Here is a 25771-nt window from a genome sequence, read left to right as displayed (position 1 = left end):
CCTAGCCCGCTGTGGTGATCCGGCAAGTGTCTCGTATCCGAGACACCAAGTCGGCTGAACCCCGTGCGCCGAGGACCGGGCAGGAGTCAGATGGACACATGCACACCGTCGACACCGTCCTGCCCGCCACCAACATCACCCCGGCCCCCGTCACAGTGGGCACCGGCCCGGTCTCCGTGGCGGATGTCGTGGCCGTCGCCCGCCACGACGCCCCGGTGCTGCTCGGCGATGACGCCCGCGCCGCCGTGGCCGCCAGCCGGGCCACCATCGAGGTGCTCGCCACCGACACGGCGCCGCACTACGGCATCTCCACGGGCTTCGGCGCCCTGGCCACCACCTTCATCGACGCCGCCGATCGCACCCGGCTGCAGCAGAGCCTGGTGCGCTCACACGCGGCCGGCTCCGGCCCCGAGGTGGAACGGGAGACCGTGCGCGCCCTGATGTTGTTGCGCCTGTCCACCCTGCTCACCGGGCGCACCGGCATCCGTCTGTCGACCGCGGAGGCGTATGCAGGCCTGCTCAACGCCGGCATCACCCCGATCGTGCGCGAATACGGCTCGCTCGGCTGCTCGGGCGACCTGGCCCCGCTGGCGCACTGCGCCCTGGCGCTGATGGGCGAGGGCACCGTGCGCGACCGCGCCGGTACTGAGCTGACCGCCGCCGACGCCCTGGCCGCCGCCGGCCTCGAGCCGGTGCTCCTGGCCGAGAAGGAGGGCCTGGCCCTGATCAACGGCACGGATGGCATGCTCGGCCAGCTCAGCCTGGCTCTGCACGACCTGCAGACCCTGTTCTCCACCGCCGACGTGGCCGCCGCGATGAGCATCGAGGCCCTGCTCGGCTCCGACGCCGTCTTCGCCGCCGACCTCGCCGGCCTCCGCCCACAGCTGGGCCAGCAGGCCTCCGCCGAGAACCTCCGCCACCTGCTCGCCGGCTCGCCGATCGTGGCCAGCCACCAGACTCCGGAGTGCACCAGGGTGCAGGACGCGTACTCGCTGCGCTGCGCCCCGCAGGTGCACGGCGCCGCCCGGGACACCGTTGAGCACGCGGGCCGCATCGCCGACCGCGAACTGGCCTCAGCGATCGACAACCCCGTCGTCACTCTCGACGGCCGTGTCGAGTCCAACGGCAACTTCCACGGCGCCCCGGTCGCCTACGTGCTCGACTTCCTCGCCATCGCCGTCGCGGACGTGGCGAGCATGTCCGAGCGCCGCACCGACCGGATGCTCGATCCGGCCCGCAACAACGGTCTCCCGGCCTTCCTCGCCCACGACGTGGGGGTCGACTCCGGCCTGATGATCGCCCAGTACACCGCCGCCGGCATCGTCTCCGAGCTCAAGCGCCTCGCCGTGCCGGCCTCGGTCGACTCGATCCCCTCCTCGGCCATGCAGGAGGACCACGTATCCATGGGCTGGCACGCCGCCCGCAAGCTCCGCACCGGCATCAACGGCCTCGCCCGGGTGCTCGGCATCGAGATCATGACCGCGAGCCGCGCCCTCGACCTGCGCGCGCCGCTGAAGCCCGGGCCCGCGACCGGTGCCGTGCTGGCCGAGGTGCGCCGGGGCGTTGCCGGCCCCGGCCCCGACCGGTTCCTCTCCCCCGAAATCGAGTCGGTCGCCGCATCCGCACGCAGCGGCGCCCTACTCGACGCCGCCCAGACCATGACCGGCTCGCTGTACTAACCGCATCCGCACGCTCAGCTCTCGAGAAAGCAGACCCGCTCATGACCGACCTGACCGACAGCACGGCGCCAGCAGCCGCGGATGCGCCGCCCACCGACCCGCACGCCCCGCGCGTCGTGCGCGCCGCCCGCGGCAACACCCTCACCGCCAAGAGCTGGCAGACCGAGGGCCCGCTGCGGATGCTGATGAACAACCTCGACCCCGAGGTCGCCGAGCACCCGGAGAAGCTGGTGGTCTACGGCGGCACCGGCAAGGCTGCCCGCAACTGGGCGGCGTACGACGCCATCGTGCGCACCCTCACCACGCTGGAGAAGGATGAGACCCTGCTCGTGCAGTCGGGCAAGCCGGTGGGCGTGTTCCGTACCCACGAGTGGGCGCCCCGGGTGCTGATCGCCAACTCCAACCTCGTCGGCGACTGGGCCACCTGGCCGGAGTTCCGCAGGCTCGAGGCCCTGGGCCTCACCATGTACGGCCAGATGACCGCCGGATCCTGGATCTACATCGGCACCCAGGGCATCCTGCAGGGCACCTACGAGACCTTCGCCGCCGTGGCCGCCAAGAGGTTCAACGGCACCCTGGCCGGCACCCTCACCCTCACCGGCGGCGCCGGCGGCATGGGCGGCGCCCAGCCGATGGCGGTCACCCTCAACGAGGGCGTCGTGCTCATCGTCGACGTCGACCCGTCCCGGCTCGAGCGCCGGGTCGAGCGCGGCTACCTCGACGAGATGACCGACGACATCGACGACGCCATCGCCCGGGTGCTGGCGGCGAAGGCCGATCGCCGGCCACTGTCGGTGGGCCTGGTCGGCAACGCCGCCACGGTGTTCGCCGAGCTCCGCGCCCGCGAGGTAGCCATCGATATCGTCACCGACCAGACCAGCGCACACGACCCGCTCGCGTACCTGCCCGAGGGCGTCAGCGTCGCCGACTGGCACGCCTACGCCGCCGACAAACCCGAAGAGTTCACCGACCGGGCCCGCGCCGCGATGGCCAAGCAGGTGCAGGCGATGGTCGATTTTCAGGATGCCGGAGCCGAGGTCTTCGACTATGGCAACTCCATCCGCGCCGAGGCGCTGCTCGGTGGCTGCGAGCGGGCGTTCGAGTTCCCCGGCTTCGTGCCCGCCTACATCCGGCCGCTCTTCGCCGAGGGCAAGGGCCCGTTCCGCTGGGCGGCGCTCTCCGGCGACCCGGCCGACATCGCGGCCACCGACAAGGCGATCGTGGACCTGTTTCCGCACGACGAGCACCTGCGCCGCTGGATCACCGCCGCCGGCGAGAAGGTGCGCTTCGAGGGCCTGCCCGCCCGCATCTGTTGGCTCGGCTACCAGGAACGCCACCTGGCCGGCCTCAAGTTCAATCAGATGGTCGCCTCCGGCGAACTCTCCGCCCCGATCGTGATCGGCCGTGATCACCTCGATTCCGGCTCGGTCGCCTCGCCCTACCGGGAGACCGAGGCCATGAAAGACGGGTCAGACGCCATCGCCGACTGGCCGCTGCTGAACGCCCTGCTGAACACCGCGTCCGGCGCCACCTGGGTCTCGATCCACCACGGCGGCGGGGTCGGCATCGGCCGCAGCATCCACGCCGGACAGGTGATCGTGGCCGACGGCACCCCGCTGGCCGCCGAGAAGATCGAACGGGTACTCACCAACGACCCGGGCACCGGCGTCATGCGCCACGTCGACGCCGGCTACGAACGCGCCGAAGAGGTGGCCCGCGAACGCGGCCTGCGGGTGCCGATGTGGGAGACGGATGCGCCCGCCGGCTCGGTCGCGGATGCGCCGCATGCCTGACCTCATCGCGCACGGCCTGCTGGCCGGCCTCGACGAGATCGCCGACACCGGCAGGGACCGGCGTGCCGCCGGCTACTCCCGGCACCTCTGGGAGCCGGCCGAACACGAGCTGCGGGCCTGGTTCACCGAACGTGCCGAGCGGCTCGGGCTGGCTGTGGAGACAGACCGCAACGGCAACACCTGGGCGTGGTGGGGCGAACCTGGCGCGGATGCCGTGGTGGTCGGCAGCCACCTCGACTCGGTGCCCGGCGGCGGCGCCTACGACGGCCCGCTCGGCGTGGTCTCCGCCCTCGACGCCGTCGCCCGACTGCAGGCCGCCGGTTTCGTGCCGAGCCGGCCCTGCGCCGTGCTGGTGTTCGCCGAGGAGGAGGGCTCGAGATTCGGGGTGGCCTGCCTCGGTTCCCGGCTGCTCTCCGGCGCGATCGACGCCGATACGGCCCGTGCCCTGACCGACCGGGCGGGAATCACCCTCGCCGAGGCGGCGAAAACGGCCGGGCTCAACCCTGCACACCTGGGCCGAGACCAGGCCGCCCTCGACCGCATCGGTATATTCCTGGAACTGCATGTAGAGCAGGGCCGGCGCCTGATCGACCTCGGTGAACCCGTCGCGGTGGCCTCCTCCATCCTCGCCCACGGGCGCTGGCGGCTGAGTTTCACCGGCCAGGGCAACCATGCCGGCGCCACCCCGATGACCGGCCGCCGCGACCCCATGGTGGCCGCGGCACACGCCATCGTCGCGGTGCAGAAGGCCGCCCTGGCCAACCCGGGGGCCCGAGCCACCGTCGGCCGCATCGAGGCGATACCCGGCGGCACCAACGTGATCCCCTCCGCCGTCACCGCCTGGCTGGACGCCCGCGCGGACACCGACGACCAGGCCCGCGCCGTGGTCGCCGACATCACCGCCCGGCTGCAGGCCCCGCACTCCGGCTGCGCCGCGACCGTGGTCGAGGAGTCCTGGACCGGCACCGTCACCTTCGACCCGGAGCTGGCCGCCCGCCTGGCCCTCGCGCTCGGCGGCGTGCCCGCGCTGGCCACGGGAGCCGGCCACGACGCCGGAGTGCTCGCCGCCCGGCTGCCCACCGCGATGCTGTTCGTGCGCAACCCCACCGGCATCTCGCACTCCCCCGAGGAATTCGCCACCCTGGCGGATTGCCTCGCCGGCGTCGAAGCCCTCGACACCCTGCTGCGGGAGCTGCTGTGACCCCGCCCCCGGCGAGCAGCCCGCTGCCGACAGTCGCCACCTACTGGTGCGAGGCGCTGCTGGCCGACGGCGTCGCGGTCGCCGGCGTGCGCCTGTCCGCCGGCATCGACGGGCGCCTGACCGACCGCGCCGATGGTGTTCCGGTCGAGCCCGGTGACGTCCGCCTCGGCACTGTTCTGCCCGGCCTGGCCAACGCGCACTCGCACGCCTTCCACCGGGCGCTCCGCGGCCGCACCCACGACCAGGGCGGCGATTTCTGGCACTGGCGTGAGTCCATGTACGCCGTGGCGCAGGCGCTCACCCCCGAGCGCTATCTGCGACTGGCGCGGGCCGTTTTCGCCGAGATGCTGGTCAGCGGCTACACCGCCGTCGGCGAATTCCACTACCTGCACCACCAGTCGGGCGGCGCGCCGTACCCGCAGGCCCACGCCATGGAGCTCGCGCTGGCGACCGCGGCCCGCGAGGTGGGCATCCGCTTGGTGCTGCTGGACACCAGCTACCTGGCCGGCGGTATCCATACCCCGTTGCGGCCCGAGCAACGCGCCTTCGGCGACGGTTCGGCCGCCGGCTGGCTGGCCCGCTGGGCGCGTCTGCGCGAGACTCTCGACGCGGATGCCGCCGCCCGGCCGGCCGAACCGGCCCTGGTCAGCCTCGGTGCCGCGCTGCACTCCGTGCGGGCGGTCCCGACGGAGGCCATGCGCGAGATCCTCGCCGGGTTGCCGGCCGACGTTCCGCTGCACATCCACCTCTCCGAGCAGGTGCAAGAGAACGCTGACTGCCTGGCCGCCTACGGGGTCACGCCGACCGGACTGCTTGACGGCCTCGGCGCGCTCACACCACGGTTGAGCGTGGTGCACGCCACCCACCTCAGCGACGACGACGTGCGCCTACTCGGCACCAACGGTGTCACCGTATCGATGTGCCCGAGCACCGAGGCCGACCTCGGCGACGGCATCGGTTCGGCCCGGGCCCTGGCCGACGCGGGCTCACCGGTCGCCCTGGGCTCCGATCAGAACGCCGTAATCGACCCGTTCATGGAGCTGCGCGGCCTGGAGATGGGCGAACGCCTGGCCTCCGGCTGTCGCGGCCGGTTCACCCCGGCGGAGCTGCTGCAGGCCGCCGGCACCGCCGGTTACGCCGCCCTCGGCCTCGGTCGCGCGCGCCTGGTCCCGGGTGACCCGGCCGACCTGGTCGAGGTCGATGCGCGCAGCATCCGCACCGTCGGTGCCCGGCTCGACCAGCTCGTGCTCGCCGCCACGGCGAGTGACGTGCGGCGGGTGATCGTGGCCGGCCGCATCGTCGCCGACAGTGGCCGCTTGGTGGGCACCGCCGCGGCCGCCCTCGCCCTCGACGGGTCGCCCGCGGCGCTCCTCGGCGAGGTGCTCGATGCCCTCGATCCCTTCGACGCCCTCAGCTCCCCCGACACAGGCAGCTTCCCCGCCGCCCCGAGCCCCGCATGACGACCCGCGCCCGGCTCTTCTGTGCCCCATGCGGACAATTGTTACCGGCGCACCGGCCACAATTGTCCGGAACAGGAACAGTTGCATCGGGCCGGATGCCCGGGCCGCGGTCCGCCGAGAAATCCCGCCTCGCTCAGCCCGACCCGACTCCCACCGTTCTACACCCGACCGGAAGGCCCGACGATGACCGCCGAACTGATCACCGGGATCGCAGAGCTCACCACCCAAGCCGCCGAGTCCAGCCAAGACAGTCATGACGACAACAGGCTGGCGGATGCCGCGCTCGTGATCGAGAACGGCCGCATCGCCTGGATCGGGCCGGCCGCCGACGCGCCCGCCGCCGACAGCGAGGTGAATGTGCACGGCCGGGCGGTGCTCCCCGGTTGGGTCGACACCCACACCCACCTGGTTTTCGCCGGTGACCGGGCTGCCGAGTTCGAGGCCCGCATGGCCGGGCAGAGATATGCAGCCGGCGGCATTGCCACCACGGTGGCCGCCACCCGGGCGGCGAGCGAGGCCGATCTGGTCGCCAATGCCCGCCGCCTCCGCCGGGAGGCCGCTGCCTCGGGCACCACCTTCCTGGAGACCAAGACCGGCTACGGCCTCGACCTGGCCAGCGAACTCCGCGGGGCCAGGGCGGCGGCCGAGGTCGCCGACGTCGTCACCTTCCTCGGCGCCCACCTGGTGCCGCCGGGCATCGACCGGCGCGACTACCTCGACCTGGTGACCGGTCCGATGCTTCAGGCGGTGGCCCCGCACGTCGACTTCATCGACGCGTTCTGCGAGACCGGGGCGTTCGACGTCGACGAGTGCCGCGAGGTGCTGCTCGCCGGCCGGGCCGCCGGGTTGGGCCTCCGCCTGCACGGCAACCAGCTCGGCGCCGGCGGTGGCGTGCGGGTCGCCGTGGAGCTCGGCTGCGCCAGCGTGGACCACTGCAACCACCTCGACGACGCCGACATCGACGCCCTGGCCGGCTCCGACACCGTGGCCACCCTGCTTCCGGCCTGCGACCTGTCCACCCGGCAGCCGTTCCCGCCCGCCCGACGGCTGCTCGATGCGGGCGCGCACATCGCACTGGCCAGCAACTGCAACCCGGGCACCTCGTACACCACGTCGATGCCGTTCTGCGTGGCCACGGCGGTGCTGCAGATGGGCCTGACCGTGCGCGAGGCGGTGTGGGCGGCCACCCGCGGCGCGGCGCGGGCGGTCGGCCGTGAGCACGGGCCGGATGCCGTGGGCTCGCTCCGCATCGGCGGCCGCGCCGATCTGCAGGTGCTGGATGCCCCGTCGGTGGCACATCTGGCCTACCGGCCGGGGGTACCGCTCTGCGTCGCCACCTGGACCGAGGGTGTGCGCGCCCACCCCCGCGTAAGCCGTGACTTGAGCACCTGAAACCGGGAGTCTTGGTGATTAAGTCACAGTTCGCGAGTTAGGAGACCGGCCAGCCGTGCCGGGCCAGGGCCTCCCGGGCCAACGCGCGCGCCGAGTACGGTGTGCGCACGCCTCGAATATCGCGGTAGTCCTGGTGGCCGGGTCCGGCCCAGAGGATGGCATCGCCGTCCCTGGCCAGGTCGACCGCGTAGTCGATCGCGGCCTCCGGCGGTGAGACCTCCACGATCTGCTTGGTGGGGAAGGCTTCCCTGGCGGCGTCCACGAGCATCCGTCGGATGCTGGCCGGGTCTTCGAAGCGGGGGTGATGGTCGGTGATGACCACGATGTCGGAGCCGGCCGCCGCGACGCGCGCCATTTCGGGGCGCTTGACCGGGTCCCGGTCGCCGTCGGCGCCGAAGAGCATGATGACCCGGCCCGTGGTGACGGCCTTGACCGCACGCAGGGTCTTCTCGAACGCGTCGGAGCTGTGGCCGAAGTCCACGTAGACGCGCGGGCCGGTCGGACCGGACACGCTCTCGGTGCGGCCGGGGATGTACACCTCGATGCCGTCCTGCAGCGCCGCCTGTACCCGGGCGGCGTCGTAGCCGGCCTCGACGATCATCGCCACGGCCAGCCCGGCGTCCGCGACGAGGTGGTCGCCCAGCAGCGCGACCGTCGTTTCGACGAACTCGCCGGCCCGGTTCTGCACCCGGAACCGGGTGGCCTCCGGCAGGGCCTCGAGGATCTCCAGGCGCCAATCCGGGTCGGTCTTGGCATCCGCCGAGATCGAGGTCACCGGGATCTTCGGCTCGGACAGCAGCTTGAGGCCCCAGGGGGTCTCCATGCTCACGACGCCTCTGCGGGCGCGGTCCGGCCGGAACAGAAGCTCCTTGGCGTCGAAGTAGTTCTCCATGGTGCCGTAGTCGTCGAGGTGGTCGATCGAGAGGTTGGTGAAGCCGGCGACGTCGAAGACGATGCCGTCGACCCTGCCGTGGGTCAGGCCCTGGGCGCTGACTTCGAGCACCACGGCCTCCACCTGCTTTTCCTTCATGCGGGCGAGGAGAGCGTGCACGTCGGTGGCCTCTGGGGTGGTGAGCCTGGAGACGAAGACCTCGCCCGCGATGTGGCGTTCGGCCGTGGTGGACAGGCCGGTGACCAGGCCCATCTGGCGCAGCACGGCCTCGAGCACGTAGGCGGTGGTGGTCTTGCCGTTGGTTCCGGTGATGCCGAAGATCGTGGGGGCGCTGTCGGCGGTGCCGTAGATGAAGGCGCTGAGGTCGCCCAGGCGACCGCGCAGGTTGTCGCTCACGAGAACGGGCACGCCGGCGGCACGCGCCTCGGCCTCGCCGTCTGCATCGGTGAGCACGGCGACCGCGCCGGCCTGCACCGCGCCGTCGGTGTACGCGGCGCCGTGGCCGTTCTTGCCGGGCAGGGCCACAAAAAGGTCGCCCGGCTGCACCGACTGGGTGGAGAGGGCGATGCCCGTCACGATTGTGCCCGCGTCGGCCGGGGCGCACGAGGTGTCGGCCCGAACGGCAACATCCGCCAAGCGAACCCGCGGCGGGCTGCTCGGTCTAACGACGGGTGGGGTACTTTCGATTGCCAAAACAGGTGCCTCCGGATTCACCCCCCGAATGAGGGCAGAATATTACCGTAGGCTCCCGTTCTGCAAGGGACCTGCGATAGCGGCCCGTTCTGGCACACTCATGTCAATTGCATAGAAAGCGGCGCAGCGCGGGCCCGTCTCGGGTTGCCCCGCGCCCTCAGCTCAGGATGTCCTTGGTGGCGAATCGGCCGTAGGCGAGCGCCCCGAAGACCAGCAGATAGCCGCCCTGCAGCAACGCGTTGGCGCCGAACGAGGTGAAATCGATCGGTTGCCGCAGCAAATCGGCGAAGTCGAGCCAGTAGTGGCTGAACAGCCACGGATGCAGCCAGTCCAGTTGCGGCAGAGAGTCGAGCACTTGCGCCACGACCGAGAGCACGATGGTGGCGGCCATCGCCCCGACGGGCACCACGGTGAGGGTGGAGAGGAACAGCCCGATGGCCGAGAGGCCGAGCAGTGAGACCGTGACGTAGCCGGCGATGAGCAGGGCCCGCAGGAATGACTCGGCCAGGCTGATGGTATCTCCGGAGAGCAGGGTCAGCGGGCCAACCGGGAACAGTGCCAGCCCGGCGAGCACCCCGGCGGTGACGACGGTGAGCGTTGCCGCGAGGCAGAACACCGCGGCGCCGATGTACTTCACCACGAGCAACCAGACCCGTCCGGCCGGGGCCGCGAGCAGGTAGCGCAGGGTGCCCAGGCCGGCCTCGCCCGCGATGGTGTCGCCCGCGACGACGCCCACGGTGAGCGGCAGGAACAGCGGGATCGACACGATGAGTCCGGTCACGGCGACGAACAGGCCGTTCTGGGTGACCTGGTCGAGGAACGGCGGACCGCGGCCGGGGGTCGGCTCCTGCGAGGAGAGCCGCACGGCGACGGCGATGAGCACCGGCACCGCGGCCAACGCGAGCAGCAGCGCCCAGGTGCGGCGGCGGCGGAAGAGCACCGTCAGTTCGGAGACCAGCAGCGCCCAGGCGCCGCCGGGTCGAGCCGTCGCCGAGGATGCCGCTGGCCCACTCTCTGGCGACGTTCTGTCGGACACCGACCTATCGGACACCGTCTTATGGGACACCGTCTTATCGGACAACGTCGAACCCCTCTCCGGTGAGAGCCACGAAGCGGTCCTCGAGGCTGGTGTCCTGCAGGTGGAAGCCACGCACCCGCACCCCGCCGGCGACGAGCGCCGCGACGAGGTCTTCCTCTGCGAGGTGTCCGCCTGCGGGCACCTCGAGGGGGGCGCTCACCCAGTGGTCGGCGGGCCGGTTCGAGGAACCGCCGGCGGAGGAGAAACTCTCGGCGCCGCGCTCGTCCGGCGGGGACTCCAGCTCGGCCACCAGTCCGGCGGCGGCCAGCACCCGGATCGCCGCCGCGGCATCCGGGGTTCGCACCCGCACCCTGGCTGCACCGGCGCGCAGCTCGTCGAGGGTGCCCTGGGACACCAGGCGTCCGGCGCTCATGATGGCCGCGTGCGTGCACATGTGCTCCACCTCGGCGAGCAGATGGCTGGACACGAAGACCGTGGTCCCCTCGCCGGCCAGGGATCGCACCAGGGCGCGCACCTCGCGGGTGCCCTGCGGGTCGAGTCCGTTGGTCGGTTCGTCCAGCACGAGCAGTCGGCGCGGCATCAGCAGGGCGTTGGCGATGCCCAGGCGCTGCTTCATACCCAGCGAGTACGCCGACACCTTCTTGCCCGCCGCGTTCGACAAGCCCACCCGGTCCAGCGCGCGGTCCACCCGGGCCCGGCGGCTGCGGCCGGGCGCGGCGCGGTCGGCGGAGTCGAGCCGGCGCAGGTTGGCGGCGCCGGAGAGGAACGGGTAGAACGCGGGGCCCTCCACCAGGGCGCCCACCTGCGGCAGCACCCTGGCCAGGCGGCCCGGCATCGACTCACCGAGCAGGCTGACCTCGCCGCTGGTGGCCGCGGCGAGACCGAGCATCACCCGGATACTGGTGGTCTTGCCCGACCCGTTCGGGCCGAGGAAGCCGAACACCGAGCCCATCGGCACGGCAAGGTCGATGGCGTCCACGGCGATCTGGCGGCCGAACCGCTTGGTAAGAGCCCGGGTCTCGATGGCCAGGTCGCCGGCCCGGGCGGCGATGGTCACTCCTGGGCTGCGGCGGCCTGCAGCCGCTCCACAGGGACGGAACCGGCGAAGACCCGGCCGTCGTCCGTGATCAGCACGCTCATGAGGGTGGTGCTCAGGGCCCGGCCGCCGTCAACGGCGTCGGTGAGCTGGCTGTACAGGGGTGAGGCGGTGAGTTCGGCCATGGCCGCGGCATCCGCGCCGGCCGGCACAGACACGACGGCGTCCCAGCCGGAGCCCGTGACGGTCACGCCGCTGGTCTCACCCTCGGGGTGGCCGGCCGCGTCCTTGGCGGGCAGGGTCTCCTCGGTGACCGTGGCTCCGGCCGGCGCGGTGAAGACGAACAGGTCGGCGGGCGGGGCGTCGAAGCTGAGCGAGGTGAAGGCCACGCTGATCACGGGCTCCGCTGCCTCCTGCGCCTCGACCTGCACGCGCAGCGGCAGCCCGGTCTCGGAGTCGACAGCGATCGAGACGGATCCCACCAGGGTGTCGTCGGTGTTCGGGGTGAGCACCAGCTCGTACGCGGTGCGACCGGCCACCTCGGTGTTCTCACCCAGGGTCACCTCGGTGCTTGGCGCCACCTCGGCGAGGAACGTGTCGGCCATCTCGCTCGGCGTGTAACCCGGCGCCGACCGGTCACCCGTGTCGGCCGGCAGGGTCGTGTGCGCGGCGGTGTTGTCGGCGGAGTCGTAGAGCCAGAGGTCGGCGCCGTTCTGAATCAGGTTGCGCTCGGACATGGTGTCCTGCACCTGTACCCGGCTCTGGTCGGGGCCGTTCTGGTAGACCCGCACGGTGTGACTGCCGGTGAGCAGGTCGAGGGCGTCGGCGAACTCGGCGGTGGCGGCGTCCCCGGTGCTGGGGATCTCGGGCAGTCCGAGTTCCGAGGTCTGCTCGATGGTGCCGGAGAAGGTGTCGACGGTGCTGCCGGCCGCCAGTTCGAGCACGTCCTGCGGGGTCTTGTCCGGCAGGTCAACGGCCGCGCCGGCCTGCAACGGAACCGCGAGGACCCCCGCGACGATCACGGTGGGAACCGCGACGGCGGGCATCCACTTCAACCAGGTTCGGGACATGACAGAAGACCTCCAGTGTCACCACATAGAACTGCGCAATGCGTATCCCCGACACTACGCTCCGATGCTGAAAGTTCCACTCGACTTATACCCGTCGTTCAGGCTTTCCAACAGGAGTTCCGCCACGGCGCGGGCGGTTCGGGCATGCCAGGTGGGAATGGCGTCGCCCAGCGCCCAGGCCAGGGACAGACCGCACCAGGCGATGGTCCACTCCGCTAGCGTCACCGGGTCGATGCTCGCCTGGCGGCTGATGGTGGTCAGCCGCGCCGCGAGATTGTCGAGCGCGGCCGTCTCTGTCGGGTTGCAGAGGATGTTGGCGAAGTCGAAGGCGCGATGCCCGATCAGGCCCTTCGGATCGATCACCGCCCAGCGGTCGCCGAAGTCGAGCACGTTGCCGTGGTGGATGTCGCCGTGCAGCACCGCAACATCCGCCGGCGAGGTCGTGGCCAGCAGCCGTTCGGCCCGTTCGGCCGCCCGCTGCAGCACCGGGTCGTCGGACCGGGTGGTGAGCAGGACCTGGAACCAGTCGCGGAGGGCGACGAGAGGCACCTCGCTGGAGGAGGGCGGTGTGTGCTCGTGCAAGGTCAGCGCGGTCTGCACGAGGACGGCTGTCGCTGCCGCATCCTGACCCGCCGCCGCCATGACCGTCAGATCGCGAGAACCGGTCGCTCGCACCATCAGCGTCGCCCGGTCGGTCCGCGCCAACACCCGCGCGGCTCCATGCCCGCCCCACCACTCGAGGAGGGTGGCACCCCGAGCTTCCTCCTCCACCAGCGCGATCTTGAGCATCACGGCTTCACCCCCGCGGGTACCGGGCATGAGCTCGCTCGACGGTGTCGAGAACCCCGTCCCCACGGGCGTCACACCCCACGCGGTCAGCCGCGCGCGCATCTCGGCCGAGGGCTCGTTCATCCGCTCAGGCTACCCGCGCAACCCGGGGCGAGCAGCACTCAGATCAGGCCGTGGCGGCGGAACGCGTTCCAGACGCCGTCGTCGAGGACCGAGGTGGTGACCTCGTCGGCGTGCGCCTTGACCGTGTCGGTGGCGTTGCCCATGGCGATGCCGACGCCGCAGACCTGCAGCATCTCGATGTCGTTGGTGCTGTCGCCGATGCCGATGGCGGATGCCGCGTCGATGCCGAGCCTGTCGAGCAGCTGCAGGAGGGTCGTGCCCTTGTTCACCCCGTCAAGGGTGACCTCGCCGCTGCCCCTACCCATGTGCGGGATGGTGCCGGTGATCACGTGGAAGTCGCCGCTGAGCGCTTCCGACACCCTGTCGAAGGCCGTGAGGTCGGCGGCGAGGAACACGGACTTCGCGATGCCGGTGTAACGAAGCGGTCGTACGTCGGCGAATGCCTTCAGCGCGGGGTGCTCGTCGGCGTCGGTCACGGAGGCCAGGTCAGTATGGGTTTCACCCTTCCGCTCGCTGTCGTCGTCGAGGTACGCCGCGAACCGCCCCCGAACCCCGGGGCTCGGGAAGAGCTCGTCGTAGGACTGCAGGTAGAAGTCGTACCCCGACTCCTCATAGAAGCCGACCATCCGGGCGACCGCATCCTCGGGCATCGTGCGGGAGATCACGAGCTCGTCGCCGATCTCGGCGAAACCGCCACCGGCGGTGATGGCACCGTCGAAGCCGATGTCGCGGATCGCCGCATAGATCTCCACCGACGCCCGCCCGGTGCTCAGGTAGACCAGGTGCCCGTTCGCCCTGGCGGTCCGCACCGCCTCGATGGTGGACGGGGCGATCACTTCGCCCGAGTCGATGAGAGTGCCGTCCACGTCGAGAAAAGCGATGCGCGGGGAAATCATGTGGAGCTCCAAACGAGGCGGTCTCCGGAGCCGAACCGGGCCCGGGAGCCCACCTAAGGGTTAGTACGTATACATCGACGCTAGCGGGTGAGGCTGGCACCGTTCGATTCGATGACCTCGGCGTACCAGTCGAAGGACTTCTTCTTGTACCGGTCGAGGGTGCCGCTGCCGTCGTCGTTGCGGTCGACGTAGATGAACCCGTAGCGCTTGCTCATCTGTGCCGTGCTGGCACTGACGAGGTCGATACAGCCCCAGGGTGTGAAGCCCATCACCTCCACACCATCGGTGAGCGCCTCACCGACCTGCACGAGGTGGTCGTTCAGGTAGGCGATGCGGTAGTCGTCGATGACGGTCTTGCGACCGTCGACCTCGACGAGTTCGTCCTTGGCACCCAGGCCGTTCTCCACGATGAACAGCGGCTTCTGCCAGCGGTCCCAGAACTGGTTGAGCACGATGCGCAGGCCCACGGGGTCGATCTGCCAGCCCCACTCGGATGCCTTCAGCGTCGGGTTGCGCACGCCGGGGAAAATGTTGCCCTCGCCCACGACCCGCTGCGATTCGTCGGCCGTCTCGGCCACACTCACGTAGTAGCTGAACGAGACGAAGTCGACGGTGTTCTCTTTGAGGACAGCGCGGTCGTCGTCGGTGATGACAAGGTCGACGCCCTGGTCGCGCAGGCTCCGCCGGTAGTAGCCCGGGTATTCGCCGCGCACGTGGATGTCGCCGAACGCGAGGTTGGTGCGCTCGGTGGTGAGTGACGCCATCATGTCATCGGGAGACGACGACAGCGGGTACACCGGCATTGCGAGGATCATGCAGCCGACCTGGGCGTTCGGGGCGAGCTCGCGGGCGGCCTTGGTAGCCAGCGCGCTGGCAACCAGCTCGTTGTGCACGGCCTGGTACAGGTCGGTTTTGGTGAGCTGGTCCTTGGGAGTGTTGATACCGCCAGAGAGAAGCGGGGCGTGCAGCACGGAATTGATCTCGTTGAACGTGAGCCAGTACTTCACCCGGGCGCCGTAGCGGGCGAAGAGCACGCGGGCGTAGCGCTCGTAAAAGCCGATCAGCTCGCGGTTGACCCAGCCGTCGTAGGTGTCGGTGAGGTGGAGCGGCGTCTCGTAGTGCGAGATGGTCACCAGCGGCTCGATGCCGTGCTTCTCGCACTCGTCGAGAACCCGCTCGTAGAACGCGAGGCCCTCTTCGTTGGGCTCGGCCTCGTCGCCGAGCGGGAAGATCCGGCTCCAGGCGATGGAGAAGCGGAAGGTCTTGAAGCCCATCTCGGCGAACAGGGCGATGTCTTCGGCGTAGCGGTGGTAGAAGTCGATGGCCACCTGCTTGAGGTTGTCGTCGGTGGGGCCGTCAGTACGCGGCGTAGTGATGCCCTGGGGCATGACGTCCTGGATCGACAGGCCCTTGCCGCCCTCGTTGTATGCGCCTTCGATCTGGTTCGCGGCAGTGGCGCCGCCCCAGAGGAAATCAGCGGGAAACGTTGTTGAATCAGTCATTCGTGTGCTCCTTCTATTGCGCAGTGCAGATGTGGTGCAGTGCACGGGGCGGAGGAGCGGCCGGGCCGATCCTCCGCCGAGACGTGCTGGGTGTGCTTGTTAGGCGGTGGCTAGTTCTGCTTCGGCGATGGCGAGGAAGAGGGCGTCACCGTGGGCCACCGGTCCCGATGCGGGCGAGCCGATAGTCGGGTACTTCTTCGGGTTGGTGATGATGACCGGCGTGGTCACGTCGTAGCCGGCCGCGGTGATCGCGGCGATGTCGAACTCCACCAGGAGGTCGCCGGCTTTGACCTGCTGTCCCTTTTCGACCTTGAGGGAGAAGTGCTTGCCGCCGAGCTTGACAGTGTTGATGCCGATGTGGATCAGCGCTTCAGCGCCGTCGGCGTGCTGCAGGCCAATCGCGTGACCGGTCGGGAACGCGGCGACCACGAGAGCGTCGAACGGGGCGTACAGAGCGCCGACGCGGGGGATGATCGCAACACCCTTGCCGAGTGCGCCACCGGCGAAGACGGCGTCGGGAACCTCGGTGATCGGAACGGCGGTGCCGTCCAGCGGGCTGAGGACGACAAGGTCGGTGCCATCCACCGGGGCGGCGCTCTCAGCGACCGGATCCTTGAAGCCGACGATGACGGTGAGGAGGAACGGCACCAGGATGGCGACGGCAAGGCCGAGGACCAGCATCACGATGCTTCCCTCGCTGAATAGCGCGGGAAGGCCCAGTGCCGAGGGGAGCACGAAGGCGTTGCCGGCCACACCGCCCGCCGAAATCAGCCCGCCGCCGATGACACCGCCGATGATTCCATACAGGAACGGGCGCTTGAGCGGCAGATTCACGCCGTAGATGGCTGGCTCGGTGACACCGGCCAGGAAGCCAGACAGCGCGGCGGGGGCCGCGAGGGACCTCAGGTTCGCATCTTTGGTGCGAACCCAGACACCGGTGACGGCCGCGGCCTGCGCCAGAACTGCAGCGAATAGGGGCGCCAGGAGGTAGGTCAAACCTGTGCTCTGCAACTCGGCCGTCATCAGGGGAACAAAGCCCCAATGCAAACCGAAGATTACAAAAACCTGCCACAGACCGCCCATGATTGCGCCGCCGAGCCACGGCAGAACGGTGAAAATCCAGCCGATGCCGCCGGCGAGGCCGCCGCTGATCAGGTTGGAGAGCGGGCCGATGGCGAGGAAGGTCAGCGGAACGAGAACAACAACCAGGAGCATCGGGGTGACGAACCGGCGGATCGCGGCGGGAAGCTTGGCGTAGAGAAAGCGCTCGGCGTGGCTCTGCAGCCAGACGATGACGATGATCGGGATGACACTCGACACATAGCTGACCATTGTGACGGGGATACCGAAGAAGGTTATGTCGGGCACCCCGTTGAGGGCGACGATCGACGGATAGACGAAGGCGCCCGCGATCGCGAGTGAGGTGAACTGCTCGGCCTTGAAGTACTTTGCCGCCGTGATCGCCAGTGCGAGCGGCAGGAAATTGATGAACGCATCCGACAGCGCATTGAGGATCACGTACGTCGTGGTCGTGTTGTCGAGCCAGCCGAAGGTGACCGCCGCGGCGAGGAACGCCTTGAGCAGGCCCGTTCCGGCCAGAGCCCATACCAGCGGGGTGAAGATCGCCGAGATCATCGCGATGAAGCGGTTGAGAAGGTTTCCCTTGGGTCCGTCCGGGGCGGACGTCTCGTTCGCGGACAGACCGGCGAGCTTGGAGATCTTCGCGATCTCGGCGAAGACCTCTGGGACCTCGTTGCCGATGACGACCTGGTACTGGCCGCCGGCCTCGGCCGTGGCGATGACGCCCGGGGCCGCCTTCACGCCGGCCTTGTCGATCTTCGAGTCGTCCTTGATCACGAACCGCAGCCGGGTGGCGCAATGCACCAGCGACGAGACATTGTCTTCGCCGCCCACGCCCTTGAGAACCGCAGCAGCGGTTTTGGAGTAATCCATCGTTCTGGTTCACCTTCCGCCGCGGCATCGCGGCTTCTTCGTGCCAAGGAAGCGGGACTTCGGATTTTGGGCAAAAAAAAGACCTGAACTCAGACATCGCGCTATGCGATGAGAGTCCAGGTTTTGCCTGCTTGCGCAGTAACAATCCGAAGAGCTTCCACAGGTCGTCTTCGCCCTGCGACGCTTACGCTAGCACACCGTCAGGGCGCTGCGCCATCCACAACCTGGTTGGCCAGGCGCTCCACGTGCACGATCACGTAGAGGAGTTCTTCATCGGTGAGCTCGGAGCCGGTGGCTTCACTGACGTACAGCTTGACGTCGGCGGCGATCGCGTACGAGCGCGGATAACTGTGTTTGGCGAACTCGAAGAACGACGTGTCGGAGCCTCGCAGCATCGTCTTGGCCACGAGTCGCTGCAGGAGAAATTGGATGTGCAGGATGAACCGCGCGTAGTCCGGGCTCGCCACGTCCAGCTGCACGCCGAGGCCGCCCTCGACCGTGGTGACCACGTGCTGTACCCGACGGAAGAGCAGCGCCGCGGTGCCGTTGGGCTCGTCCCGGGTCGCGTTGAGAATATGCATCGTGAGGAATACGGCCTCCTCCGCCGGGAGGTCGGTCTGGAGACTGGCACTGACGGATCGTGCCATCGCCAGCGCCGCGTCGAACTCCTGCGGGTGCAGCACGCGCAGTTCGGGCATCGCCGTGCTCGGGATCCGAATGCCTTTCTGCATACGCTCGAGCACGTATTGCACGTGGTCGATGATGGCCATCGGCAGCCGCCGACCGAGGCTGCGCCCCAGGATCCGCTCGGCCTCATCGACTGCGGCCGTGACGGCCTCGATGACCGGGTACGGTACCGAGGCGAGCAGCTGCCGGGCGTGATCGGCTCCGCTGCCCTGCTCGAGGATGAAGGTCTTCTCGACCTTCGCCGGGTCGATGGTGTCGGTGGGCTGCAGCTGGAATCCCAGCCCCCGCCCCATCAGTACCCGTTCCTGGCCGGCGCTGTCGACCGAGATGACGACGTTGTTGTTGAGCACCTTGTGCGCCACAACGGCCGGGCTGCGCGCCACGCTGCGGTCCGTCGTCATGGCCGAAGTTTACAGCGTCGGCCGTTCAAGTGACCGGATCGCTGACGTCCGGTCAGCGGGACACGTCGTGCAGGTGGTGCGTCGGGTCGTGGAGGAAGTACTGGGCCAGCGTGGTCACGGTGAAGCGGGCGCCGTCGCTGCGGCGGCCGGTGCGCTGCCGGTCGGCGGGCGGCACGGCAGCAAAGGCGTCGGCAACGGATGCCGCGGCCGCGGCCAGTTCCGCCGCCACGACCCGCGGATCCTGCTCGTTGTAGCGTTCGGCCACCGCGGTGGCGTCCTGGTCCCAGTTCGCGAAGAGCGGGTCGTCCTCGGCGCGGATCAGGCCCAGCCGAAGGTCGAAGATGCGGAACACGTCACGCACGTGGGCCGCGTATTCCAGCTCCGACCAGGTGGTGTCGTCGGGCCGCGCCGTAACATCCGGTCGGTCGAGCACGGGTGCCCAGGCGGCCGCGTTCTGGCGCACAAGATCGGGTACGTCGTCGTAGCGGAGCTCGGCGGCGGAGAATCCGCACTCGGGGCAGGGGCGCTCGAGCACCCAGGTCCAGTCTTTGGTGTCGGGGGTGATCGGCATCTTCACAGCCTAGGGAAACCGGCCGGCCGGCTGCGGGAACTGACTGCCACAAATGGTGCAGACACTGCCAATCGCATCCGTGTCGCAACGGTGAGCTAGGTGCCCGGCGCCTCCGACTCGTAGCGGCGCGGTTTGCCCTCGCCGAGGTCGAGCAGGGTCGGCACCGCGGTCACGGTCACCGGCTGTGCCAGCAGCCGTCGGAGCGCCGTACCGATCTGCCCGGTTGCACCGCCCACCACGGTGGCGGTCACGCTGCCGTCGACGCCCTGCCGCACAGCCCAGCCGCGCGCCCCGCCGGCCTGCAACTGCTGGGTGAGGTCGACGCAGGGCACCAGGGAACTGTCCAGCGCCAGAAACCGGGTGGCCTCCCGGCCCTCCAGGTCGGCCAGTGCGGGCCGGCCGGCCACGTCGACCAGCCGGCCGAAGTCCCCGGTACGGTACCGCACCAGCGGCAACAGCGGGTTCTCCCCCGCGGTCACCACGATCTCGCCGCGCTCCCCGGGTGCCACCGGATGGCCGGAACCGTCGAGCACCTCCACGTGCACCCGCCGATCGAGGATCACGAAGGGTCCCCCGTCAGTGCTGGCGGCGATCGGCCGGGTCTCGTGCAACCCGTAGACGTCGATCACCGGGCAGCCGAATGCCGCCTCCAGGTCGCGGCGGAGGGCGAGACTGAGCGCCATCGCGCCGCTGAACAGCGCGAGCGGCCGCAGGTCCGCCACGAGGTCGGGGTGCAGCAGCTCCGCCAGGCTGGTGGGGTTGCCGGTGATCACCTGCGGCTGCTGGTCCAGCAGGAACCCGGCGCGCTGCCCGGGCGCCGGCCACTGCGAAGGGTGCAGGTTGAGCCTGGCCATGGTGGACTGACCGAAACTGCTGATCGAGGACGTGTACGTGAACGCCTGGCGCTGGTGCACCAGGTAGGCCAGGGCCATCCGTGCCGGGTCGGGCCGCCAGTCGATGCCCTGCTCGGCCACCAGGGTCACCAGCAGGTGGAAGCTGCGAGCGACCTCCTCGATGTCGTCGGGGATCTGCAGCGCCCGCCCGGTGGTGCCGGAACTGGAGCCCTCGATCATCCGATCGAGGTCGGCATCCAGCGGCACGAACGCCGACACGTTCTCGAGCAGGTCCTCGCGGGTCACGGTGGGCCAGGTGCCCAGCTCGCCGAGGGTATCGGCGACCCTGCGGTAGGCGGGCAGCCGGCGGGCGATGGCAAGGTGCTCGGCCAGCCAACCGGTGACGGGCAGCGCCCTCTGGGCCCTGGCGACTCCGTCGGCGGTGAGCCTGTCACCGGTCCGGTGTACCCAGGCCGGGGCGAGCGGATGCCGCTGCACGGTATCCAGCCGCGCCGCGCCGGCCACATCGAGGGTGGGCCACCGTTCGGCGTCGGTGAGCGCGACGGTGCCGCCCGGGGCGTATTCGGCCAGCGCCAGCGGGTCGTCCGGGTCGGGCACTGCCATGGCCGGCCCCGGCGGGTTACTCATTCGAGTACCGGGCGGCGGCCTCGCGGGCCCTGGCCTCCTGCAGCCGTTTGGTCACCTGGAGCCGGTGTTCGTGTTCGGCCATGGTCTGGGCCAGCGCCGCGTTCTGCTGCAGGGAGTCGCGCATGGCGAGGATCGACCTGGCGGTGGCCTCGTCCTCGCCGGCCGGCAGGTGGCCGGACCAGAGCAGGAAGGTGCGGGCTGCTTCGTCGCGACGGTCGGCCGTGCGCACCCACTCGGCCGGGTCGACCACCGCCGCCAACCGAAACGAGAGCGCGGCCATGGCGCGGCCGTACCAAACCGGGCTCAAGGGCACCGACAACGGACCGTTCAGGTCTTCGCTGGCCCAGAGCCACAGCACCAGGGCCGCGCCCCGGCGGGCGGCGGCCGACCCGGTGGCACGCACCTGGTCCACAATCCGGAGGACCTCCTGCCCCCTCCGGTCCGGCGGCGTTGATCCGACGCCGCCGTATTCCATTTCAAGAATATTCTCGGCGAGCGGGAGGATAGCCACGTCGTCGGCGAGGAAGGACGCCGGAACCAGTGACAGGCGGGTGGCGATCTCGGCGGTATTCGCCCCGGGCAGGCAGGTGCGCCAGACGAGCATGTCGTCCTGCTCACGCGCGAACCACACCGCGAGAAGCGCCTCCGAGTCAACTGCATCCGGCGTGGCGCCGGCTGGCTCCGCGTCGGCCGCCGGGCGCGGCACCCGCGCGGTGGGAGGAGAGAACGGCGTGGCGTTCGTCGCCAGCTCCCCCCGGTCGGGCTCCCTGAGCCCGGCGGAGTTGGTCAGCCGTCGCCAGAACGGCGCGGGTCTCTCAGCCACGGAATCCTCCTGGTGTTCGGGTGGCACGGCGCGGATCGCTCTCCGTCAGTCGCCGGGCGAGCCGGGCGCAGGCGGCCGGGGCATCGTCCATCCGCTGGATGTACTCGACGTCATAGCCGGCCAGAGCGGCAGGCTCGGCGACGGAGCGGCGGGGATCCTGCAGGATCAGGGTGGCCGTGTCGAGCCCGCGGCGCACCCGGGCGGCGACGTCGGCGTACTCTGGCTGCCCCGCGCCGAACATCGAGAGTAGTCCCTCGTCGGAAAGCACCACCACGTGCCGGCGCACACTCGCGCTGGTGCGGCCCAGGCCGCGATACCGGCTCCCGTACAGGTCGAGCGGGAAGACCGTGCCCCAGCCGAAGTAGGTGGTGAGGTCACGCAGCGCCTCGAGGCGGTCACGGGTGAATCTCTCGCCACCGGCGACCTGTCCGGCCGCCGAGAATGAGGTCACCCGCACCCGGCCGCCGCCGCGCAGCACCGAGAGGATGAGGATGCTGCCGGCCAGGACGGCCGGCGACTCGTTGGCGGGACTCACCATCGACCCCGAGGAGTCGATGTACAGGTCCAGATCGAGGCTCGCGGTGGCCACGGGCGGCGCGTCGGGCAGGTATTCCCGCTGCCGGGTGGTCACCCCGGGCACGACCGTGGGGCTTCTCGCCATGGACGCGGCCCAGTCGATGTCGGCGAGGTCGTCGCCGAGCTCCCACGCTGCCAGGGGACCCGGGATCTCGGCGTCGGCCGGGGGCGCATCCGGAGTGCGCTGCAGCAGCGGCTTAACGTAGCTGCGCGCCCGGGTCTGATACCAGGCGGCGATGACAGCGTTGGCGCCGCTGTCGCGGTAGAGCTCCAGCGTCCGGGCCAGGCCGTAGCCCTGGCCGGTGGGCGCGGTGGGCGGGCCGTCACCCGGGGAGTCCGGGGCGCCCGGCACCGTGCCGGCGCCGGGGCCGGCCGTCGTGAGGCCGCGGGCCTTGGCCACCGCCGGATGCTCCGGGTCTTCCCGTAGGCGCGCATCCCCCAGCACCGCGACCAGCTCACCCGCGGTCGCCGGGGTTGCTCCGGACTCGCCGTCGCAGCCTCCCCCGTGCACCACCAACCCGGGGCGGTGCCTGGTGGGCCCCTGGGCCACCAGGTACGGTGCCAGCAGCATCCCGAAGCGCAGCGCCCCGCTCACCGGATCGTCACCGAAGGTGCGCACGGTCTCGGCCAGCAGCACCGCGTCGAGCCGCGGGTCGGTGAGCGCCAGGGCGTCGAACTCGCGCTGCACTTCGGCGGCCAGCTCCTGGGTCCGCTCCGACAGCTGCAACTCGGCGAGCTTTTTCGGGTCTTTGGTGGCCAAGACCTCATTGAGCCGGTTCTTCTTCTGCCACGCGTCGGTGATCTTCGATATCCGCTGCCGCACCACCTCGTCAGGGTCTATCGGGACGGCCGGTGGCTCGGCCGGGCAGAGTGCCCCGGCCGCGAGCACCCACAGAATCTCGTAGGCCCGCAGGAGCACCCACCAGAGCCGATCGGCGCTGTCGTTCCCGCCCAGCACCGCCCACATCCGCACCATCTCCGGCGGCGTCGCCTCGCCGTCCCGCCGCCGTTGCAGCTCGGCCACCCGCACGTTGATGAGCATGTCCGACCACAGGTTCGAGAGTTTGTGAACCTGGTCGGCGACATCCGGGATGCGCGCGGCATCGGTGGCCGCGAGCGCCCGCGCGATCTGGTGCCGGATTTTCAGGCTCGTCAGCCGGGTCGAGGGAGAAAGGGCGTGGTGGCCGATCTCGTGCGCGAAGATGCTCTCCAGAAACGCCCCGACGCCCAGCCGCTCGGCCTGCGGAAGGTCGAAGGTCACCTGGGGCGGGAAGCTGAACCAGGCGAAGGACGCCTCCTTCGCGTCCGGCGCGAGCTCTGGGTCGTGGAGTTCGACGCCCCAGAGCGCCTGGGCGCTCTGCCAGGCGCTGCGCTGCTCGGGGGTGAGCGGCGCAGCCGTCACGGGCTCTCCTCCGGGGTCCACAGCTGTGCGGTGTAGGCGCGCACGGTCAGCACGGCGCCGGCCGCTCCAGTCTCGGCGAGCCCCTGCGCGGTATCGCCCGCTGCAGACCACCGTGCGTCGGCCGCAGCGTCGACATTCCCCTGCTCGTCGGTCGCGAGCCGCACGAGGGTGTGCCCGAAGACATCCACGGTGAGCAGCCAGTCCTCGGCCGTGGCAGCACCGCCCGTGCGGATCAGGAAGCTGCCCGGCCGGTCGCCGGGCAGCGCCGCCACCGGGGGCGCCAGCCACGGTCCGTAGAGGCCGCGGAAACCGCCGATCACGGCGAGGAGTTCTCCGGGAGCGTGCAGGCCGGGCCAACCGAACCGGGAATTCAGTTGCAACGCCGCGAACGGGGCCACCCCGCCCTCACCCAGGCCCAGCGCCGCGGCGAGGGCGGGCAGGCCGGTGCGGCCGGCGGCCAGGGCCAGGTCGAGGCGACGCAGCGCATCCGTTCGGAACGCCGGCGCACCCGAGCGCCAGGCGGCGAGGGCGGCGAGGGTGAGCAGGTCGTCCCGGTCGGCGTCGGGCGCTGCCGCCACGGCCCGGCCGATGAAGTGGCGGTAGCGGGCGCCGGCCGCCTCGCCGTGCCGCTCCTGAATGCGGGTCGCCGAGAGCTCGAGGTCGACCGTGGTCTCCGGCAGGGCCTCGTCGGTGAGCTCCAGCGAATCGTTCACGAGGTGCCGGGGGCGCTGGGTCACCCGCTGAACCCCAACCAGCTGACGTAGTTCGTGTAGCGCTGGTGCAGGTATTTGAGGGCGAGCAGGTCGTCGAAGTGCCGACCGTAGAGCTTGCCCTGCTTGGCGATGCCGCTGATCAGGGATTCAATGCCGGTGAGGCGCTGCGCGGCCTCGGCGGAGCTGACTGCATCCAGGCCCTGGTTGAACAGGTCGAGGGCGTCGCTGATCGGGTCGTTGCCGCCGAGGCCGAGGGCGGTGAACTGCCGGCGGGACTCGGTGAAGAGGTCGGCGAGCCAGCTGATCGAGTCGGTGGCCAGCTCCCGGTCGGCACCCACGTCGAAGCGGGGGTGCAGTTCGTTGGGCAGTAGTTTGCCGCGCAGGGCGAAGGGCAGCACGGCGGCCAGGTCGTCCAGGCCCACCACGGGCCGGCCGCGAAAGTAAGCCATCGCCTTGGCGTAGCGGATGAGGGTCTGCAGCGACCGCACCGAGAGGCTGTTGCTGGTCTGCGAGCCGAGGTCGACCTGCAGGTCGGCACCGGAGTTTGCCTCGATCACCTCGGCCACCTCGCCGCCGCCGGTGCGCACGGTGTCCTTGGTGCGGTATTCGAAGCGGCGCCCGCCCTGCTGCACGAATTCGAAGTGGCTGGCGAAGAACTCCAGCTGGCGACGCACCGCACCGGGCAGTGGCACGGCCCGGATGGCCGCCTCGAGCAGGCGCTGTTCGTCGGCGTCGAAGATGAGCTCGGGCGGCAGGTGGTCCTCCGGCCGTTCGCCGGCCTCGACGCGGGCGACGAGTTCGTCGAAGAACCGGTTGTTGAAACCCTGCGCGGCGACGGTCACGTCCATCCGGTCGCGGAGCGCCTGGATCACCGGGAAGGTGCCGCCGCCGGCGTCGTCGTTGGCGGTGAAGAACCAGCTCTCCACCCCGGATTCCGGCGCGGTGGAGTGCATCTGGTCGTGGCTTTCCACGTAGCCCTCGGCCACCATCGTGAGCAGCGCCGACTGGGTCTTGGTGGGGATGCGGTTGTACTCGTCGATGATCTTCACCGGCTGGCTGAGCCAGCCGCGCCAGGCGATCTCGATCTCGGCCAGGCTCCCGGCGGTGACGAGGTCGCGCGGCAGCGGCATCCCGACCAGGTCGCTCACCGTGACCTGAGGCTGGCCCTGTTGCACGTTGCGGCGCACCTCGCGGGCGCTCGACCCGGCGAGCACACCCATCAGGATGGCCAGGGTGGTCTTGCCACGCCCGGGACCGCCCACGAGCAGGCACTTGCCGCCCACCGCGAAGGTGAGTAGCGGCAGCAGCACGTTCGAGGAGTAGGACTGGTCGGTGGGCAGGTGCAGTTCGGCGCCGGCGTCGCCGAGTTCGAAGGTGACCGGGGAGCCGGTGGAGAATTCGACGTCGTAGAACGGCGAGATCACGGCCCGGTTCACCAACCAGAAGTAGGCCTGGCGCAGCTTCTCGTCCAGCGCCGTGTCCACCACCGCCGGCGCCTCGGTGAAGAGGTCCTCCGCGGTCAGCTCCTCGGCCAGTGCGGCGGCGTTAGCGCGCGTCGGTGATTCGGATACCTTGTTCCAACGATTCCCCAGCGCCATG

The 25771-nt window shown here is 70.2% G+C and carries 20 protein-coding genes; 5 read left to right on the top strand and 15 right to left on the bottom strand.

The genetic code is table 11. The features are described from left to right. The first annotated feature begins 98 nt into the window (after positions 1–98). The 5 genes from hutH to hutI all read left to right on the top strand — a co-directional run bounded on the left by hutH (position 99) and on the right by hutI (position 7525). Positions 99–1679, top strand: a complete 1581-nt coding sequence (gene hutH / locus B7495_RS00285; protein ID WP_088454821.1) for a histidine ammonia-lyase — start codon at positions 99–101, stop codon at positions 1677–1679. A gap of 41 nt (positions 1680–1720) precedes the next feature. Beyond that, on the top strand, positions 1721–3472 hold the full coding sequence (gene hutU / locus B7495_RS00280) for a urocanate hydratase (RefSeq protein ID WP_088454820.1): 1752 nt from the start codon (positions 1721–1723) through the stop codon (positions 3470–3472). After that, positions 3465–4673 (top strand): allantoate amidohydrolase, encoded by a 1209-nt coding sequence (locus B7495_RS00275; protein WP_088457792.1) that lies wholly within the window; start codon positions 3465–3467, stop codon positions 4671–4673. Before hutU ends, B7495_RS00275 begins: the two co-directional genes overlap by 8 nt. Beyond that, positions 4670–6133, top strand: a complete 1464-nt coding sequence (locus B7495_RS00270; RefSeq protein ID WP_240632318.1) for a formimidoylglutamate deiminase — start codon at positions 4670–4672, stop codon at positions 6131–6133. Before B7495_RS00275 ends, B7495_RS00270 begins: the two co-directional genes overlap by 4 nt. 183 nt (positions 6134–6316) lie before the next feature. Continuing rightward, positions 6317–7525, top strand: a complete 1209-nt coding sequence (gene hutI / locus B7495_RS00265; protein WP_088454819.1) for an imidazolonepropionase — start codon at positions 6317–6319, stop codon at positions 7523–7525. 37 nt (positions 7526–7562) lie between these two features. Here the strand turns inward: hutI and B7495_RS00260 are convergent, their stop codons facing one another. From B7495_RS00260 to B7495_RS00190, 15 genes are all read right to left on the bottom strand, one after another. Beyond that, positions 7563–8993 (bottom strand): Mur ligase family protein, encoded by a 1431-nt coding sequence (locus B7495_RS00260; RefSeq protein WP_240632317.1) that lies wholly within the window; start codon positions 8991–8993, stop codon positions 7563–7565. 274 nt (positions 8994–9267) lie between these two features. After that, positions 9268–10071, bottom strand: a complete 804-nt coding sequence (locus B7495_RS00255; RefSeq protein ID WP_240632526.1) for an ABC transporter permease — start codon at positions 10069–10071, stop codon at positions 9268–9270. 109 nt (positions 10072–10180) lie between these two features. Continuing rightward, on the bottom strand, positions 10181–11206 hold the full coding sequence (locus tag B7495_RS00250; protein WP_088454818.1) for an ABC transporter ATP-binding protein: 1026 nt from the start codon (positions 11204–11206) through the stop codon (positions 10181–10183). Further along, positions 11203–12255 (bottom strand): outer membrane lipoprotein carrier protein LolA, encoded by a 1053-nt coding sequence (locus B7495_RS00245; protein ID WP_205748695.1) that lies wholly within the window; start codon positions 12253–12255, stop codon positions 11203–11205. Before B7495_RS00245 ends, B7495_RS00250 begins: the two co-directional genes overlap by 4 nt. 54 nt (positions 12256–12309) lie before the next feature. Continuing rightward, positions 12310–13167 carry an aminoglycoside phosphotransferase family protein gene (locus tag B7495_RS00240; RefSeq protein ID WP_088454817.1) on the bottom strand — a complete coding sequence of 286 codons (858 nt, stop codon included), beginning with the start codon at positions 13165–13167 and terminating at the stop codon, positions 12310–12312. Between the two features lie 38 nt (positions 13168–13205). After that, complete coding sequence (locus B7495_RS00235) at positions 13206–14063, bottom strand: Cof-type HAD-IIB family hydrolase (RefSeq protein WP_088454816.1); 858 nt, start codon at positions 14061–14063, stop codon at positions 13206–13208. An 80-nt stretch (positions 14064–14143) separates the two neighbouring features. Further along, on the bottom strand, positions 14144–15565 hold the full coding sequence (locus B7495_RS00230) for a glycoside hydrolase family 1 protein (RefSeq protein ID WP_088454815.1): 1422 nt from the start codon (positions 15563–15565) through the stop codon (positions 14144–14146). Positions 15566–15664: 99 nt separating this feature from the next. After that, positions 15665–17518, bottom strand: a complete 1854-nt coding sequence (locus B7495_RS00225) for a beta-glucoside-specific PTS transporter subunit IIABC (RefSeq protein WP_088454814.1) — start codon at positions 17516–17518, stop codon at positions 15665–15667. A 200-nt stretch (positions 17519–17718) separates the two neighbouring features. After that, a complete protein-coding gene (locus B7495_RS00220) occupies positions 17719–18606 on the bottom strand; it encodes a PRD domain-containing protein (RefSeq protein ID WP_088454813.1) in 888 nt (295 codons plus the stop codon). Positions 18607–18658: 52 nt separating this feature from the next. After that, positions 18659–19177, bottom strand: coding sequence for a DinB family protein (locus B7495_RS00215; RefSeq protein ID WP_088457787.1), 519 nt, complete (start codon positions 19175–19177; stop codon positions 18659–18661). 95 nt (positions 19178–19272) lie between these two features. Continuing rightward, positions 19273–20658, bottom strand: coding sequence for an AMP-binding protein (locus B7495_RS00210; RefSeq protein ID WP_240632316.1), 1386 nt, complete (start codon positions 20656–20658; stop codon positions 19273–19275). After that, positions 20651–21481, bottom strand: coding sequence for a phosphohydrolase (locus B7495_RS00205; protein ID WP_088454812.1), 831 nt, complete (start codon positions 21479–21481; stop codon positions 20651–20653). Before B7495_RS00205 ends, B7495_RS00210 begins: the two co-directional genes overlap by 8 nt. Next, the gene (locus tag B7495_RS00200) at positions 21474–23459 is read right to left on the bottom strand and encodes a VWA domain-containing protein (protein WP_205748694.1); all 1986 of its coding nucleotides are present in this window, start codon (positions 23457–23459) and stop codon (positions 21474–21476) included. The genes B7495_RS00205 and B7495_RS00200 overlap by 8 nt, the downstream gene beginning before the upstream one ends. Further along, complete coding sequence (locus tag B7495_RS00195) at positions 23456–24196, bottom strand: hypothetical protein (RefSeq protein ID WP_088454811.1); 741 nt, start codon at positions 24194–24196, stop codon at positions 23456–23458. The genes B7495_RS00200 and B7495_RS00195 overlap by 4 nt, the downstream gene beginning before the upstream one ends. Beyond that, positions 24193–25770: a MoxR family ATPase gene (locus tag B7495_RS00190; protein ID WP_240632315.1), complete on the bottom strand. Its 1578-nt coding sequence runs from the start codon at positions 25768–25770 to the stop codon at positions 24193–24195. The genes B7495_RS00195 and B7495_RS00190 overlap by 4 nt, the downstream gene beginning before the upstream one ends. Position 25771 lies beyond the last annotated feature (1 nt).

This window comes from Cryobacterium sp. LW097, assembly GCF_002205495.2.
GTDB classification, from domain to species: domain Bacteria; phylum Actinomycetota; class Actinomycetes; order Actinomycetales; family Microbacteriaceae; genus Cryobacterium; species Cryobacterium zongtaii.
This window is presented reverse-complemented; position numbering and strand designations above follow the sequence as displayed.